General features: G+C 59.1%; 19 protein-coding genes. 11 read left to right on the top strand and 8 right to left on the bottom strand.

Features of this window, described 5'->3' with window-relative positions; genetic code table 11:
• Positions 1-10 precede the first annotated feature (10 nt).
• Both VLA07_RS01675 and VLA07_RS01670 read right to left on the bottom strand, forming a co-directional pair.
• Positions 11-895, bottom strand: a complete 885-nt coding sequence (locus tag VLA07_RS01675) for a dihydrodipicolinate synthase family protein (protein ID WP_333988504.1) — start codon at positions 893-895, stop codon at positions 11-13.
• A gap of 22 nt (positions 896-917) precedes the next feature.
• Positions 918-1,700, bottom strand: a complete 783-nt coding sequence (locus tag VLA07_RS01670) for an aldolase (RefSeq protein ID WP_333988307.1) — start codon at positions 1,698-1,700, stop codon at positions 918-920.
• A gap of 106 nt (positions 1,701-1,806) precedes the next feature.
• On the opposite strand from VLA07_RS01670, the gene VLA07_RS01665 reads away from it, so the two are divergent.
• Positions 1,807-2,349: a helix-turn-helix domain-containing protein gene (locus VLA07_RS01665; protein WP_027614428.1), complete on the top strand. Its 543-nt coding sequence runs from the start codon at positions 1,807-1,809 to the stop codon at positions 2,347-2,349.
• Between the two features lie 99 nt (positions 2,350-2,448).
• On the opposite strand, the gene VLA07_RS01660 is transcribed toward VLA07_RS01665, so the two are convergent.
• Positions 2,449-3,468: a DUF4917 family protein gene (locus VLA07_RS01660; RefSeq protein WP_333988306.1), complete on the bottom strand. Its 1,020-nt coding sequence runs from the start codon at positions 3,466-3,468 to the stop codon at positions 2,449-2,451.
• Positions 3,469-3,621: 153 nt separating this feature from the next.
• On the opposite strand from VLA07_RS01660, the gene yiaY reads away from it, so the two are divergent.
• Positions 3,622-4,770, top strand: coding sequence for an L-threonine dehydrogenase (gene yiaY, locus VLA07_RS01655; protein ID WP_333988305.1), 1,149 nt, complete (start codon positions 3,622-3,624; stop codon positions 4,768-4,770).
• A gap of 146 nt (positions 4,771-4,916) precedes the next feature.
• Here yiaY and VLA07_RS01650 read toward each other — a convergent pair whose 3' ends face one another.
• Positions 4,917-5,405, bottom strand: coding sequence for a DMT family transporter (locus VLA07_RS01650; RefSeq protein WP_027614431.1), 489 nt, complete (start codon positions 5,403-5,405; stop codon positions 4,917-4,919).
• Positions 5,406-5,482: 77 nt separating this feature from the next.
• On the opposite strand from VLA07_RS01650, the gene VLA07_RS01645 reads away from it, so the two are divergent.
• The 8 genes from VLA07_RS01645 to VLA07_RS01610 all read left to right on the top strand — a co-directional run bounded on the left by VLA07_RS01645 (position 5,483) and on the right by VLA07_RS01610 (position 11,310).
• Positions 5,483-6,394, top strand: a complete 912-nt coding sequence (locus VLA07_RS01645; protein WP_333988304.1) for a LysR substrate-binding domain-containing protein — start codon at positions 5,483-5,485, stop codon at positions 6,392-6,394.
• Between the two features lie 22 nt (positions 6,395-6,416).
• A complete protein-coding gene (locus VLA07_RS01640) occupies positions 6,417-7,151 on the top strand; it encodes a hypothetical protein (protein WP_333988303.1) in 735 nt (244 codons plus the stop codon).
• Positions 7,152-7,188: 37 nt separating this feature from the next.
• Positions 7,189-7,905, top strand: coding sequence for a hypothetical protein (locus VLA07_RS01635; protein ID WP_333988302.1), 717 nt, complete (start codon positions 7,189-7,191; stop codon positions 7,903-7,905).
• 4 nt (positions 7,906-7,909) lie between these two features.
• Positions 7,910-8,326 carry a fosfomycin resistance glutathione transferase gene (gene fos / locus VLA07_RS01630; RefSeq protein ID WP_333988301.1) on the top strand — a complete coding sequence of 139 codons (417 nt, stop codon included), beginning with the start codon at positions 7,910-7,912 and terminating at the stop codon, positions 8,324-8,326.
• A gap of 60 nt (positions 8,327-8,386) precedes the next feature.
• Positions 8,387-9,025 carry a LysE family translocator gene (locus VLA07_RS01625; RefSeq protein ID WP_027614436.1) on the top strand — a complete coding sequence of 213 codons (639 nt, stop codon included), beginning with the start codon at positions 8,387-8,389 and terminating at the stop codon, positions 9,023-9,025.
• Between the two features lie 79 nt (positions 9,026-9,104).
• A complete protein-coding gene (locus VLA07_RS01620; RefSeq protein ID WP_333988300.1) occupies positions 9,105-10,454 on the top strand; it encodes a sensor domain-containing protein in 1,350 nt (449 codons plus the stop codon).
• Between the two features lie 118 nt (positions 10,455-10,572).
• Positions 10,573-10,731: a KGG domain-containing protein gene (locus VLA07_RS01615; RefSeq protein WP_003222499.1), complete on the top strand. Its 159-nt coding sequence runs from the start codon at positions 10,573-10,575 to the stop codon at positions 10,729-10,731.
• Between the two features lie 75 nt (positions 10,732-10,806).
• On the top strand, positions 10,807-11,310 hold the full coding sequence (locus tag VLA07_RS01610; RefSeq protein ID WP_330206404.1) for a DUF4142 domain-containing protein: 504 nt from the start codon (positions 10,807-10,809) through the stop codon (positions 11,308-11,310).
• 100 nt (positions 11,311-11,410) lie between these two features.
• Here the strand turns inward: VLA07_RS01610 and VLA07_RS01605 are convergent, their stop codons facing one another.
• A complete protein-coding gene (locus VLA07_RS01605) occupies positions 11,411-11,821 on the bottom strand; it encodes a low affinity iron permease family protein (RefSeq protein WP_047598058.1) in 411 nt (136 codons plus the stop codon).
• A gap of 187 nt (positions 11,822-12,008) precedes the next feature.
• Here VLA07_RS01605 and tam point away from each other — a divergent pair, with 187 nt between their 5' ends.
• The gene (gene tam, locus VLA07_RS01600; protein ID WP_333988299.1) at positions 12,009-12,779 is read left to right on the top strand and encodes a trans-aconitate 2-methyltransferase; all 771 of its coding nucleotides are present in this window, start codon (positions 12,009-12,011) and stop codon (positions 12,777-12,779) included.
• A gap of 126 nt (positions 12,780-12,905) precedes the next feature.
• Here the strand turns inward: tam and VLA07_RS01595 are convergent, their stop codons facing one another.
• The 3 genes from VLA07_RS01595 to VLA07_RS01585 form a co-directional block, all read right to left on the bottom strand.
• The gene (locus tag VLA07_RS01595) at positions 12,906-13,634 is read right to left on the bottom strand and encodes a class I SAM-dependent methyltransferase (protein ID WP_333988298.1); all 729 of its coding nucleotides are present in this window, start codon (positions 13,632-13,634) and stop codon (positions 12,906-12,908) included.
• A gap of 156 nt (positions 13,635-13,790) precedes the next feature.
• On the bottom strand, positions 13,791-14,198 hold the full coding sequence (locus tag VLA07_RS01590; RefSeq protein WP_247267806.1) for a type II toxin-antitoxin system HicB family antitoxin: 408 nt from the start codon (positions 14,196-14,198) through the stop codon (positions 13,791-13,793).
• Positions 14,199-14,234: 36 nt separating this feature from the next.
• Entirely contained in the window at positions 14,235-14,414 is a 180-nt protein-coding gene (locus VLA07_RS01585) for a type II toxin-antitoxin system HicA family toxin (RefSeq protein ID WP_333988297.1), read from the bottom strand.
• Positions 14,415-15,433 lie beyond the last annotated feature (1,019 nt).

Genomic DNA, 15,433 nt, shown 5'->3' with positions numbered 1-15,433 from the left:
GTAGTGTGTGTTAGCGCAGGGTGTTGAGGATTGCTTTTAGCTGAGCTTGCCCAGCTTCGCTCAACGGAAACACCGGTAGTCGTGGAGCGCCGACTTCCAGCCCGGTTTCGCGCAATCCGGCCTTGATCGTCGCCGGCAAACCGCCCTTGAGAATGAAGTCCAGCAGCGGCAACTGGCGGTAGAACAACTCACGCGCCCGTTCCAGATCACCGGCCAGAGCGGCCGCATACAGATCCAGGTTCAACTGCGGGATCAGGTTCGGCGCAGCGGTGCACCAACCCTTGGCCCCGGCGGCGAAAGCCTCCAGTGCCAGCGGATTGCAGCCGTTGTAGAACGGCACCTGACCTTCACCAAGCAATTGCAGCTTGTGCATGCGCTGAATGTCGCCAGTGCTCTCCTTGACCATGGTCACGTTTTCCACGCCATTGACGATGCGCAGAATCAGCTCGACCGACATGTCGGTGCCGCTGGTGGCCGGGTTGTTGTAGAGCATGATCGGCACACCGACGCTGTCGCCGATGGCGCGGTAGTGCGCGAGGATTTCCGCTTCAGTCAGCTTCCAGTACGACGCCGGCAGCACCATCACCACGTCGGCGCCGTGGGCTTCAGCGAAGCGTGCGCGGCGTACGGCTTTGGCGGTGGTCAGGTCGGACACGCTGACGATGGTCGGCACCCGTTTGCCCACGTGCTTGATGCTGAACTCGGCGACCTGATCCCACTCGGCGTCGCTGAGGTAAGCGCCTTCGCCGGTGCTGCCGAGCGGGGCGATGGCATGGACGCCGCTGTCGATCAGACGATCGATCGATTGGCCGAGAGCCGGCAGATCGAGGTCTTCGCCGTGGGTGCTGAACGGGGTGATGGTGTAGCCGATGATGCCGTGAATGTTGGACATGATGAGTCTCCGGAAAAAGCTGAAATCAGTTCAGGCAATCGGCGTGTTGGCGCAGGTTCTGCCGGGCGTAGTAGTTGAAAGCGGCGGCGTGGCGTTTGGGTTTCGACACCCAGTCATGGGCCTCGCGCCCCAGCGCCGGAATGATCGGTTTGATCGTGCCGGCGGCCATCGCCAGCAGCTGCAGTTTGGCGGCGCGCTCGATCAGTTGGGCGATGACACAGGCTTCTTCGATCGTGCTGCCGGTCGACAGTTGGCCGTGGTGCGACAGTAGAATCGCGCGCTTGTCGCCCAGTGCACCGGCAATCAGTTCGCCCTCTTCGTTACCCACCGGCACGCCCGGCCAGCCTTCGAGAAACGCGCAGTCGTCGTACAGCGGGCACAGGTCCATGTGGGAAATCTGCAGCGGCACCTCCAGCATCGACAGCGCGGCAATGTGCGTCGGGTGCGTGTGGATGATGCAGTTCACGTCCGGCCGGGCGCGGTAGACCCAGCTGTGGAAACGGTTGGCCGGGTTGGCCATGCCGTGGCCTTCGAGCACTTCCAGATCTTCGTTGACCAGCAGCAGATTGCTCGCGGTGATTTCATCGAAACCCAGGCCTAGTTGTTGAGTGTAATAGGTCCCCGGCTGCGGGCCGCGAGCGGTGATTTGTCCGGCCAGACCGGAGTCGTGACCGCTCTCGAACAGGATCCGGCAGGTCAGCGCCAGCTTTTGCCGGTCAGTCCACGTATTATCCGACAGGGTGTTTTGCATCTGGGTCAGCGCTTGCTTGACCAGTTGCTCTTTGGGTAGTGCTAATGTCTTGGCCATGTCTGTGTCCTATGGGTGATTGCAAATGACACTAAAGAGCCTATATGACACAAAGTGTCATAAGCAAGCATCAATCGTCGTTTCCTTGATGGAATAACTGCTGCGCATGTCTATCCGTTTGAAATTGTTGAGAAAAAAACTTGGCGTGACACTTGAGGCGCTGGCGGAAAAATCCGGCATGACCAAGAGTTATCTGTCGAAGGTCGAGCGCGGGCTGAACACCCCGTCGATTGCGGCCGCGCTGAAACTGGCGAAGGCACTGAACGTGAAGGTCGAGGAATTGTTCTCCGAAGACAACGTCAGCCTCGACAGCTACAGCCTGGTGCGCAGCCACGAACGCCAGTCACTGGCGGCCAACGATCAGAGCCCGGGGTATGCGGTGCTGGCGCATCAGGTCAGCGAGCGCAACCTGCTGCCGTTCATCATCTACCCGCCGCGCGAGTTCACCGACAAGACCTTCAAGGAGCATTTGGGCGAGGAGTTTCTGTTCGTCCACGAAGGGCAGGTGGAAGTGGATTTCATGAACGAGCGGGTGCTGCTCGAACGTGGCGATGCGCTGCACTTCAACGCGCAGAAGCCGCACCGGATCAGGTCGGTGGGCGAGGTGCAGGCGCAGTTGCTGGTGGTGGTGCACAGCTCGGAAGAATGAGCCGCCAGAAAAATCTTCGCGAGCAAGCCCGCTCCCACATTTGGAATGCATTCCAAGGTGGGAGCGGGCTTGCTCGCGAAGGCGTCAGTACTGCTTACATCAAATCTCGACGGGAACCGAAAGCTTCGGACTCCCCAACGCATGCGTCTTCGCATCAAAAAAACGCAACGCAATCCCGGTGCCCTCGAACACCTTGGCGTAATGGCGTTTCTGATGCTGAATGAACGCCGCACTGCGCGGGTAAATCGAGATCGCCACGCTCGCCGGTTTCGCCAGACGCAGCGCCCTGACGATGTGAGCATCCTGCTCGCCCAAGGCATGACCGAAGATGCACAGGTTCTGCGCGTGTCCCAATAACTGCTCATAACAGAACGACAGATAATCCGAACTGCGGATGGTCTTGAGCTTGTCTGCGCTCGGCCCTTCGTTGACGAACAGCGGCACGTCGTCGAGCGTCTTGATTGTGTTGTTGATCGCGAAACTGCCGAGCAGGGTGCCCTCGGTCGAGGTCAGTTTGCGCGCGGTGCCGTCCTGATTGCGCACCAGGTGCAGCCCGCCGTGCAGATACAACAGAAGCGGTTTGGCGCTGGCGCTTGCGCTCAGATCGAAACTGGCATCGGGACCGTTGAACAGGTCGTCGATCGCCTCGCTGCGGTGCTGAATCGCCCAGTAGTTGAGCAGGTCGTAATTGGTGGTGAACACCGTGCGATAACGGGCCAGTTCTTCATTGAGCGTGGCCAGGGTCGAGGCCTGCACCAGGCGCCATGGAATGTGCACCGCATGTACGCTGTTGATCAGCGCTTCCTTGATCGCGTAGTAGCGATTGCGCGGTGCGGCCGAGCTGACGGCCAACGCCTTGTTGACCCGGCTGGTTGTTTTCAGCGCGCCGAGTACCTGCTCGAAGCTGCGCGTCTGCATCGCGTCGAACACGCTCAGTTCTGACGGGCTCAGTGGCTTCTCTTCCACGGTGCGCGCGTTTTCGAACAGCGAGTCATAGCCAAAATCGTCCCACACCGCGCGGCTGGCGCCATTGCCCACCAGCAGACCGTTGAAGTCGGCGGTGGCGCGCAGGTCGCTCCAGTCTTCGAGGGTGGCGTCGACGTCCAGAAAATCGGTCATTGCGTGGGCAGTCTCAAAACAAAGGGCGGATGGACGGCGACTTTATCACGAGCGGGCATTGAGCCAGATCAACATCGGTGGTGACCGATCAGTCGATCCTGTGCACATCCGCCGGATCGGAGCAGTCGATTCGGCCCCAGTCAGGAGACGCGCATGAGCAGCACCTTTTTCATTCCGGCGGTAAACATCATGGGCAACGGATGCCTCGACGAAGCCATGGTTGCGATCCGCAACTACGGTTTTCGCAAGGCGCTGATCGTCACCGACGCGGGGCTGGCCAAGGCTGGCGTGGCGACCATGCTTGCCGAAAAACTGGCGATGCAGGACATCGATTCGGTGATCTTCGACGGCGCCAAACCGAATCCGAGCATTGCCAATGTCGAGGCCGGGTTGGCGCTGCTCAAGGACAGTCGCTGCGATTTCGTGGTGTCGCTGGGCGGCGGTTCGCCCCATGACTGCGCCAAGGGCATTGCTCTGTGTGCGACCAACGGCGGGCAGATCCGCGACTACGAAGGCGTCGATCAATCGAGCAAGCCGCAATTGCCGCTGATCGCCATCAACACCACCGCCGGCACCGCCAGCGAGATGACCCGTTTCTGCATCATCACCGACGAATCGCGGCATGTGAAAATGGCCATCGTCGACCGCAACGTCACGCCGCTGCTGTCGGTCAACGACCCGGCCCTGATGGTCGCCATGCCGAAAAGCCTGACGGCCGCCACCGGCATGGACGCGCTGACCCACGCCATCGAAGCCTACGTGTCGACCGCCGCCAACCCGATCACCGACGCCTGCGCACTGAAGGCCATGACTCTGATCAGCAACAATCTGCGTCTGGCGGTGCGTGACGGCAGCGATCTCGCGGCGCGGGAAAACATGGCTTACGCGCAGTTCCTCGCCGGCATGGCGTTCAACAACGCATCGCTTGGCTACGTGCACGCCATGGCCCACCAGTTGGGCGGTTTCTACGACTTGCCCCATGGCGTGTGCAACGCCGTGCTGCTGCCGCATGTGCAGACCTTCAACGCGCTGGTCTGCGCCGAACGCCTGACTGACGTCGCCCACGCCATGGGCGCGGACATCCGTGGTTTCAGCCCGGAAGAGGGGGCTCAGGCGGCGATCAACGCGATCCGTTGTCTGGCCAAGGACGTCGATATTCCCGGCGGCCTGCGTGAACTCGGCGCCAAGCTCAGTGACATCCCGGTGCTTGCCACCAACGCGCTGAAAGATGCATGCGGCCTGACCAACCCACGGGCGGCGGATCAGCGGCAGATCGAGGAGATTTTCCGTAATGCGTTTTGAGATGCGCCGTCCTGATATTTTTTAGCCGAACTCACCGGCCCTTTCGCGAGCAAGCCCGCTCCCACAGTTGAAATGCGATCAACTGTGGGAGCGAGCCTGCTCGCGAAGACTGACTCGTCAACACCACAAAACCATGAGCTCTCAGATCAGCCAACCGCCGCCACATTCCGCTCAAACACCCCACCAAACTGAATCAACACCACCCCGCCAATCAGCAACAACGCGCCCAATACCCGCGACGCCGTCAGCTGTTTCTCCACCAGCCCAAACAACCCGAAGTGATCCAGCAGCATCGACGCAATCACCTGGCCGGCCAAGGCCAGCGCAACAAACCCCGACGCGCCGAGCTTCGGCAGCAACATCACCGCCAGCGCCACAAAGCACACGCCGAACGCACCGCCAGCCCACATCCACAACGGCGCCTTGCTGATAAAACCCAGCGACGGCAGCGGCAGGCGCAACGCCAGAATCACCGGCAACAGCACCAACACACTCACCAGCAACGAGGCCAAGGTTGCCCATAGCGGATGGCCAAGCCCCCGCGCCAGGTTGCTGTTGATCGCACTTTGAAACGGCACCACCGCCCCGGCAAACGCGGCCAGCAGCAACAAGCCAACCCACTGCAACGTACTCATGCTCACTCTCCAACAGGTTTTTCTGGACTCTAGAGTATTCGTCGAGCAGATTTAAATTCCGTTTTGTCATCCAGAACATGCACGAGATGAATGATCTACGCCGTATTGATTTGAACCTGCTGGTGGTCCTCGATGCCTTGCTCAGCGAGCAACACGTCACCCGCGCTGCCGAGCGGCTGCACCTGAGTCAACCGGCGGTCAGCCATGCGCTGGCGCGGCTGCGCGACTTGCTCGGCGATCCGCTGCTGGTGCGCGCCGGTTCGACTCTGGTGCCGACGGCGCGGGCGCTGGAACTGGTTGCGCCACTGGCCGAAGCGTTGGCCCAGGTGCAGTCGCTGCTGGCGCCGAACACGTTCGATCCGGCCACTGCGCGGCGGACCTTTCGTGTGGCGATGTCCGACTACGGCGCGGCCATCATCCTGCCCGGGCTGATCCGCACCTTGCGCCGTGAGGCGCCGGGCATCGACCTGCAGATCAGCCATGCGAGCCGCGAGGGCATGCTGGAGGGTGTGCTCAACGGTGACATCGATTTGGCCGCCGGGGTGTTCCCGGAAATGCCCAACGAGTTGCGCAGCAGCGTGCTGTTCGAAGAGCGCTACGTCTGCCTGCTGGATCGCCGCAGCTTGCCGGCCGACGGCGTACTGGATTTGCCGACCTACCTGTCGCGCCCCCATGTGTTGCTGGAAATGCGCGGCAGCGGCACTCCGGAAATCGAACGGGCGCTGACCTCATTGCGCGAACGCCGCCGCGTCACCATCAGCCTGCCGCACTGGAACGTCGCGCCGCAGTTGATCAGCGGTACGGATCTGATTCTCACGGTGTCGTCGCGCAGCGTGCGCGAGATTGATCAGCAGGAGCTGATTGTGCTGCCGCCACCGTTCGAGATCGCGCCGTTCACGTTTGTGCTGGCGTGGCATAAGCGCCGGGGTGGGGATCAGGCGTTGAACTGGTTGAATCACCGGATTGAGGAGGGGATAGTGCGCGGCTGAAAACGTTATCAAGGAGTGGGATGTGACAGTGAAGTCTGGATGGATCGGGTGGGTGGCCCTGAGTGGGTGGTTGATGGCGGGGCAGGTGTTGGCTGGTTGCGTGCCAACACCGATGGCAGGAGATCTGGATCTTTCTGTCTGCAAGGAATGGCCTGCATATCCAGGATTAACCATCAACGCCACTGCACAGTTTAAGCGCGGATCCCCATCTGATGACCCAGAAGCGCTGAGTACCTACGATTTCGACTTGTCCGTTCTGGACACCGCTCAATCGAAGCCCATTGCGACTTATTACAAAGCGGCTGCATTTGTATTGGATGGCGTCAGTTTGCGAGAAATAACGCTCGATACGGCTCGCTACACACTGACTACCGATCTTCGTGCCTTTGGCGTACGTGCGTTATCCACTAATGGATCCCGGATCAATCCGATGGAAGAAAACCTGCTTTCGCTCTACGTGAAAGAGGGCGAAAAATTGCGCCCGGTATTGAATAAATTAGTGGTTTATCGGTATGGCGGCGAGTGGGATGGTGACTGCGAAGGCGAGCGATATGAGATTTCAAGAACGGTAGAAATCGCTAAAACGAGCTCTCACGGCTATGCAGATCTGATTGTCAAAACCTTGGAGAAAGACACAACAAGTGTGGGGACGGGAGACGCATGTAAAACTAAAACCACTGACAACAAACCCGTTTTGACAACATTGCACTACGACGGAAAGTCCTACGTTTTGCCAAACGGTTTCCAAGGTCTATAACCCGCCAGCCCAACACGACACTTATCAAGGAAGAACCATGCTCACCCCCACCAGACTCCTGATCGCCCTCGGTTTGCTGGCCATCACCACTCAAGCCCACGCCGCCTGCACCACCAAGAGTTTCGACGGCAAATCCATGTCGCGCTGCAATGTCTGGCCGGCGTTTCCGAGTCAGGCGATTTCGGTCAAGTCCACCTATCTGGCCGATTCTGGTGGTGACGATGCCGGGGCGTTCGATCTGGATCTGGCGCTGCTCAATGCGAGCAACGCCAAACCGATCGCCACCTACCGTAAACCGGGCGCTTACAACTCTGATGCCGTGCGCCTGGATGATGTGCGCATCGACACGGCGCGCTACCGTTTGACGCCGGATATCCGCGCTTTTGGGCTGCGAGCCAAGTTCGTCCACAGTTCCCATGCCATTCCCTACGAGAAAACCGATCTGGCGCTGTATGTGCGCGAGGGTGACAGCCTGCGTCCGGTGCTCGAAGGCCTGGTGGTCTTCAAGAACAACGGTGAGTTCGTGAATGACTGCGAGGGCTACAGCAAAAAAATCCGCCGGACCCTCGAGATCGCTCCAACGAGCCACAATGGTTTCGCCGATCTGATCGTCACCACCACCGGCAGTAAAATGAAAAACACCAAGTCCGGCAATCAGTGCGTTTCGACAAACACCGACCTGAAGAAAAAACAGATCACCCTGACGTACGATGGCCAGCAGTACAACATCCCTGAAGACCTCAGAGGTTACTGACCCCATGCTTACCGGCCTCAACCACCTGACCCTCGCCGTCAGTGATTTGCCCCGCAGCCTGGCGTTCTATCGCGATGTATTGGGTCTGCGCGTCGAAGCCACATGGGATGCCGGTGCCTACCTTTCGCTGCCGGGGCTGTGGTTGTGTCTGTCGCTGGAGGCGCAGCGCACCACCGAGCCGTCCGTCGACTACACCCATTACGCGTTCAGCCTCGCCGAGGCAGATTTTCCGTTGTTTGTGCAGACGCTAAAAGCGGCGAATGTGAAGGAATGGCGCGACAACCGCAGCGAAGGTGCGTCGTTCTACTTTCTTGACCCTGATGGCCACAAGCTTGAGGTTCACGTCGGTGATCTGGCTTCGCGACTGGCAGCCTGTCGGTTGAAACCGTACTCAGGCATGCGTTTTTACGACGCGTCGTGATCAGACACATTGGGCTGATATAGACTGGCCATCATTTGTACTGGCGCCAGCAGGTTTTCCATGACTCCATCGCTGCTAATGGCCGTTCTGGCCTCGGGTTTCATTTACGGCATCACGCCGGGGCCGGGTGTGCTGGCGGTGTTCGGCATTGGCGCGGCGCATGGGCGACGGGCCGGGGCCGGGTTTCTTTGTGGGCATTTGCTTGGCGATGTAGTCTGGTGCAGCACCGCGCTGATCGCCATCGTCGGTGCCCGCGAGATCGGCAGCACCGCATTCGATGTGCTGGGTGTGCTCAGCGGCTTGTACCTGTTCTGGCTTGGCTGGCGCGCAGTGCGAGCCCAGCGGCGCAGCGCTGATCAGCCACAGGGCGCAGCGCGTCAGCCGTTCTGGCACGGCATCCTGTTCGGCCTGACCAATCCCAAGGCGTACCCGGTGGCGGTGGCGACGTTTACGGCGCTGCTGTCGAGCCGCGCCGAACTGCTCAACTGGTCGATGTTGCCGGCGCTGATCGCCCTGAGCTTTCTCGGCGGATTGCTGGCTTACGCTATCTTGATCGGCGTTGTCGGCGCCCGACGGGTGCGCACGCTGTATCAGCGCCACGAGCTGATGATCACGCGTTTGTGTGGCGTGATGTTCATCGGTTTTGCGATCAACGCACTGATGCACGCACTACCGGGATTGCTGCCGAACAAGGCTTGAATTTGTGTGCAGGGATGCGTGAACAAGGGGTCAGGGATGGTTGAACAGTGCTGCATTGTCCGGACACCCACGCTGAACCATGGAAAGCCGAAATTCCGCGCCGTTGGCGAGTTATATGGACCTGTTGCTCGATGCCGTCTGCGCGGTGGACAGGCAGGGCCGTTTCGTTTTTGTCAGTGCTGCCTGCGAGCGTATTTTTGGTTATACGCCTGACGAGTTGATCGGCCAGTCGATGATCGAACTGGTGCATCCCGCAGACCGCCAGCGCACCTTGGCCGCCGCCCACGACATCATGGGCGGCGAACCCAAGCACAACTTTGAAAACCGTTACGTGCGCAAGGATGGCCGCATCGTCAACATCCTCTGGTCGGCGCGCTGGTCGGAGGTCGATCAACTGCGCATCGCCGTGGCCCGCGACATCACCGAGCGCAAGCAGGCGGAATCGCGTCAGGCTGCGCTGTACGCGATTTCCGAGGCGGCGCATGTCGCCGAAGACTTGCTGGCGCTGTTCAAGCGCATCCACCTGATCATCGGTGAGTGGCTGCCGGCGCTGAATTTCTCCGTGGCGCTGTACGACGAGCACTGTGCGCAGCTGAATTTTCCCTATCACGTCGACGATCACGAATTGCAGCCCGAGCAACCTGGCACCGTTACCGGGCGTTTGTGTGCGGAGGTCATCCGCAGCGGTCAGCCGATTCTGCTGACGCCGGACAGCCCCGACGCCTCGCCCGACTTCGCCGCGCTGGTGGCGGGGCAGGACTCACCGTGCTGGCTCGGTGTGCCGCTGAATTCGAAGAACGGCACCATCGGTGCGCTGATTGTCAAAAGCCTGCCGGGCGGCGAGCGTTACACCGAGCAGGACAAGGAACTGCTGCAATACGTCTGCGCCCAGGTCGCCACCGCCATCGAGCGCCAGCAGTTGCACGCGCGGCTCAAACGCATGGCGCAGTACGATCAACTGACCCAGTTGCCCAATCGCGGGTTGCTCAAAGACCGCCTCAAGGCTGCGCTGGCCGCTGCCCGTGATACCTCGGGAAACATGGCGCTGCTGTACGTCGATCTGGATCGCTTCAAACAGGTCAACGACACCTTTGGCCATGCGGTCGGCGACATGCTGCTGCAAACGGTGGCGAGTCGGCTCAAGGGCTGCGTACGCGACACCGATACCGTGGCGCGCATCGGTGGCGACGAATTCGTGGTGCTGTTGCACAGCGTTCACGCCGCTGAAGACGCCGACAACGTGGCCGGAAAAATCCGCCAGGTGCTGGTGCAGCCGATGCGCCTGGACGGTCACAACCTGCATATCGAACCGAGCATCGGCGTGGCCCGTTATCCCGAACATGGCAGTGAGGAGCAACAATTGTTCCGGCATGCCGACCAAGCGATGTACGCCGCCAAACGCCTCAATCATCGGGCGGTGGATAGCTGAAACAGTGTGCGCCGTTCGTCGCCGCGCGGGCAACTTTTCTAAACCTTTGGCAGTCCGGCAATTCTCAATCTAGGCGGGCATCTGCTCGCCAACGATCAACACCAAGAGGAAGAGAATCATGCCTAATTCAAGAAACTCGAACTCGGGAAACTTCGCCAACGATCGAACCAAGGCCTCTGAAGCCGGTCGCAAAGGTGGGAAAACCACCACCACGACGGTCGACAAAGAGCCTGCGAAAACCGAAATGGGCCGCAAGCCAGCTCAGAAGTCGAAGTAGTCGGTGAGGTAGTTTTGATTGAGAGGCGGGGGTGCAAGCCCCCGCTTGAATTTGCAGAGATAGGAGGGCGCGACCATGAGCCGGATGGCCACCCAGATACGTCGTTTCAGTTTTGCCACGCTGTTGGGTTTGTTCGCGGGCACAGCATTCGCCCAGTCGCCTGCCGACTTCATCAACGATGCGTCCGCCAAAGGCATGGCCGACATCGAAGCCAGCCGTCTGGCGCACCAGAAAGCCGAATCCAAAGAGGTCAAGGATTACACCATCGTCGTGATCAATGACCGCACCACGGCCAACCAGCATCTGGCGAAGATCGCGAAGAAACTCGATCTGCCGGTCGCTCCCCGTGAAGAAATCGCCGACAAGGCCAAGAGCATGATCCCGGAGGTTAAAGACGGTGAAACCTTCGACCAGGCCTACGCCGCGAGCCAGGTGAAAGCGACCGAAGAGGCCATCCAGCAGATCCAGCAGGAAGCGCAGTCGACCGACGTGCCGGAAATCAAGGCATTTGCCGACGAGACGCTGCCAAAACTGCAAAGCCATCTGGAAATGGCCCGGGCGCTGCAAGCCAGTCGCTGACACCAACTGCCAATCAAAAGATCGCAGCCTGCGGCAGCTCCTACATAGAACGGTGTAGGAACTGCCGCAGGCTGCGATCTTTTGCTTTGTTCAACTTTACTTAGCAGTCATTCAAATCCTGCTTCGGCTTGCTCTTCTCTCCCAGCCCCTCAAGGTTGAACACCTCGCTTTCCCCCAGGCTGCGGTAATGCTTGCGCAGCGCCTCGAGTTGTTTGAGATCCAGCGATTCCAGGCCGAGCATTGCGTTCTGCGCTTCCTTGTTCACCCGCAACAACTCATCGAGTTTCAGGTGCAGGATGTCGGTATCGCGGTTCTGCGTGTTCTGGATCAGGAACACCATCAGAAAGGTGATGATTGTAGTCGAGGTGTTGATGATCAGTTGCCAGGTGTCATTGAAATCAAAAATCGGCCCACTCAAACCCCACAGAAAAATCAGGATCAATGCGCCCATGAAGGTTTTCGGGCTACCGGCCCAGAGGGCCAGGGTCTGGGAGATTTTCGCGAATTTCATTGCGGTGTTCCTTATTGGGAGAGCTTGAAATTCAGACATCCGGGGCGCGATGAAAATTCTACTTACTAATGACGTCTGCCAATAATTGTGAGGGTGAAGACATCCCTTGCAATAAGCCTGTCTGGAACTGCGCGCAGTGCTGCCTGTATTGTGACGAACCGCACGAATGTCCCGACAGGAGAACGCAATGAGTTGGTCCGCCAGACAATACGTCGCTTTCGAAGATGAACGCACCCGCCCGGCCCGTGATCTGCTCGCGGCGATTCCCCCGGTTCAGGCGCGATCGGTGGTCGATATCGGTTGCGGCCCGGGTAACTCCACCGAGCTGCTGGTGCAGCGTTTTGAGCTGGCGCAGATCCGGGGTCTGGACAGTTCGGCAGACATGATCGCTGCGGCGCGCAAGCGCCTGCCGGAGTTGCAGTTTGAGGTCGCGCAAATCGATAGTTGGGCGGATCAAGGGCCGTTCGATGTGATCTTCGCCAACGCCGTGTTGCAGTGGGTGCCGGATCACGCGGCGTTGCTGCCGGCGTTGGCGGGTAAGCTTTCGGACGGTGGCAGTCTGGCGATCCAGATGCCGGACAACCTCAACGAGCCTTCCCATCGACTGATGCGCGAAGTCGCCGCCAACGGCCCATGGGCCGCGAAACTCGCCGGCGCCGCCGGACAGCGCACCGACATGGCCAGCGCCAGCGAGTACTTCTCGATGTTGCGTCCGCACTGCTCGCGGGTCGATTTGTGGCGCACCACCTATCACCATCAGTTGTCCGGTGGAGCGGCGGGGATCGTGGAGTGGTTCAAGGGCAGTGGCTTGATTCCGTTTCTGAATCCGCTGACCGAAGAGGAGCGGGCGCAGTATCTGCAGCAGTATCTGGCGGCGGTTGCCGAGGCGTATCCGGCGTTGCCCGATGGTTCGGTGCTGTTGCCGTTTCCGCGGTTGTTTATCGTCGCGACTCGGTAAAGGCAAACACCAATTCTGTGGCGAGGGAGCTTGCTCCCGCTGGACTGCGAAGCAGGCCCAAGATCTTCGGGGCTCTTCGCGCCCCAGCGGGAGCAAGCTTCCTCGCCACAATGTATATGCCGCGAGTTAGCGCTGCACCGCCACCAACATCATCATTGGCCGCTCCCGCTCTTCAGCCAGCGCCGGTTGCGCCGCCACCTGCGCATCGCTCGGCCCCCATTCGTTGACATGGCGAATGGCAAAACCTGCCGCGATCAACGAATTCAACAGCGTGCCCATCGTGCGGTGCTGCTTGATTACCCCTTCGGCCAGCCAGTGGGTCACCCGCTCGCCCTCCATCTGATAGCTGTCCAGCGGCCAGCGCTTGTGACCGTCGCTGTCGACCAGCCAGCCCGGATTGCGCGGGGCCATGAAGATCGGATGTTCGATGGAGAACACAAAATGCGAACCCGGTTTCAACGTCGCGTACAGATGAGCGAACAGCCCTGGCAGATCCTTGATGTAATGCAGCGCCAGTGAACTGTAGGCGAGATCGAAACTGCACGCTGGAAGATCGAGATGCTCAAGATCGGCGCGTTCATAGCGGATGTTCGCCGCCGCAGTGGTTTCGCGCGCGCGCTCCAGCATCTTTTCCGAGACATCCAGCCCCAGCACATTGGCGGCGCCGTGCTCACTGGCCCAGCGGCTGAACCAGCCATAGCCGCAGCCGAGGTCGACCACGTTCAAGTCGTGCATCGATGGCAGCAACGCCTTGAGCGCCGGCCACTCCGGCGCGGCATCGAGGCCACCGATGGAGCGGTTCATCTGGCTGTAGCCCTGGAAAAACTCCGGGTCGTCGTAAATATTTTGCGTCATGGGGGAAGTGCTCTTTTGAGTTCGGTCATCAGCGGCACAGAGGCCGCGCCATGGAGTCCCTCGAAAGTCAAAACGCGTATTCGTCGATGGCCGCGCAGGGGGAGGGTTGTGGATGATGGGTGATGGGGAAATCCTGGCGGAGAGCCGGGTTTGCATTCAACCTTGCTGCAAGACCTTCAACGCTGCCGAAGCCAGAAACCCCGAACGACTTTTCTCTTCCGGGTGATGAAGCACATATTCATCAATGCGGTTGAGCAGATGGCCGGGCAGCGTGATGTTGAGTTTCTGCGCCTTGCCCAGGTATTTGGTAACGTCGATATCAACCACAGCCCAGGCACAACCGGCATATTGCGGGTTCACTACGTGCACGCCAAGCTTGCTGGCTGGCGGGATCGGCGAACCGTCCTCTGCCAGAATTTCGAAATGACCCTCAATGGCTTCGCGAGCCATCGCGACGGCATCATCCAGATCATCGCCGGCAGAAAAACAGCCGGGAATATCCGGCACTTCCACTCCCCAGGCGTGTTCTTCATCACCTATTGAAATTGCGATCGGGTAAAGCATGTTCGTGGTCCTCCTGGGCGCTGTTGGCGGAGTAAGTCAGAGCAGCGCCTGTTTCATAATGCTGATGGCCGTTTTCTTTAGCAGGTCTTTCTTCGGGTGCGGCACCGTCACCAGTCCAGGCTTGACGGGATGTTTAAAGTGATGATGACTGCCTTTGGCCCGCACCAGATACCAGCCGTCTGCGACGAGTTGACCGATTAAAAAGCGGCTATTCACAACACCTCCTTGTGGTGTGCTTGGTGGGTACTATAACTACTGATTTTTTTTTATCAACACCATAACCACCGAGCGGTCATCGACTTTTAATTGGCTCGCTGGCAAGGTCCAGTCTAGGCTGGGGCTTCGCGTTGGGATGATGGGTGTGTTGCAGGCCTTTACGGGGCAATGCGGACAAATCCCGGACACAAAAAAACCGGCCCTGTAGGCCGGTTTTTCTGTTCCTGCATCCCCCGTCATAATACGACGTGAGACCTGAGTGAGTGGAGCGGGTAGAGGGAATCGAACCCTTATTGGGCATTTGAGGCCTAAAGCGTGTATCCGTGTAGTAGTCTTCTTCCGCTAAGACCCGGTTTTACGGGTGAATAGCTCCGTTCTTGATTGTGCACCATGGTGCACCCTGATATCCATGCCCCCACAGACAGGTGACCAATCACCTATCGTTCAATCCTGAGGCCTTCAGAGCAGCGCATGGCAACGTAGACAAGGTAGTCCGGTCGCGAGTCCAGCGGAGTTCGGGCGGAAGGTGTATTAGTCGGCAAGGTGGCCAGCATGTTCACTTCCACCGACACCGGTGTCGGTCAGCAGATCCGTCGCTTCGACTCGACGACCTTCACATCGCACCATGATCATCGTGCCGATCGGCTACGGCAATGGTGCGCTGTTCGACATCTCGAAAATGGATGGTAGAACTCCTTACGGGGACAGTATGCAAATGGTCAGTAGCCTTGAGTCATCATTCCTCATTAAGTGGGCGCATCCCTGTACAGCTAGCTCATTCGTACAGCAGAAGCATGCATTATCCCCCCATTAGCATTTACTTTCGCGTCATCCATGGGCTGGTCAAGGGCCATCGGGTGCTGACGCTCTGCATAACACAAAAAGTATCTATTTTTTGAGGAAATGGTGCATTCTGGGCAGCCATTTTGACGAACAGCTTTTGTGACCTAAATTTGATTAACTGCCGTTGAAGTGATGCTGCTAATTGCTAAAATTCTAGCCTAAATTTTGTCAAAGGA

This window comes from Pseudomonas sp. S3(2024), assembly GCF_036861315.1.
Lineage (GTDB): Bacteria > Pseudomonadota > Gammaproteobacteria > Pseudomonadales > Pseudomonadaceae > Aquipseudomonas > Aquipseudomonas putida_A.
The sequence above is the reverse complement of the archived record's forward strand: the minus strand, read 5'-3'. Positions and strand labels throughout refer to the sequence as shown.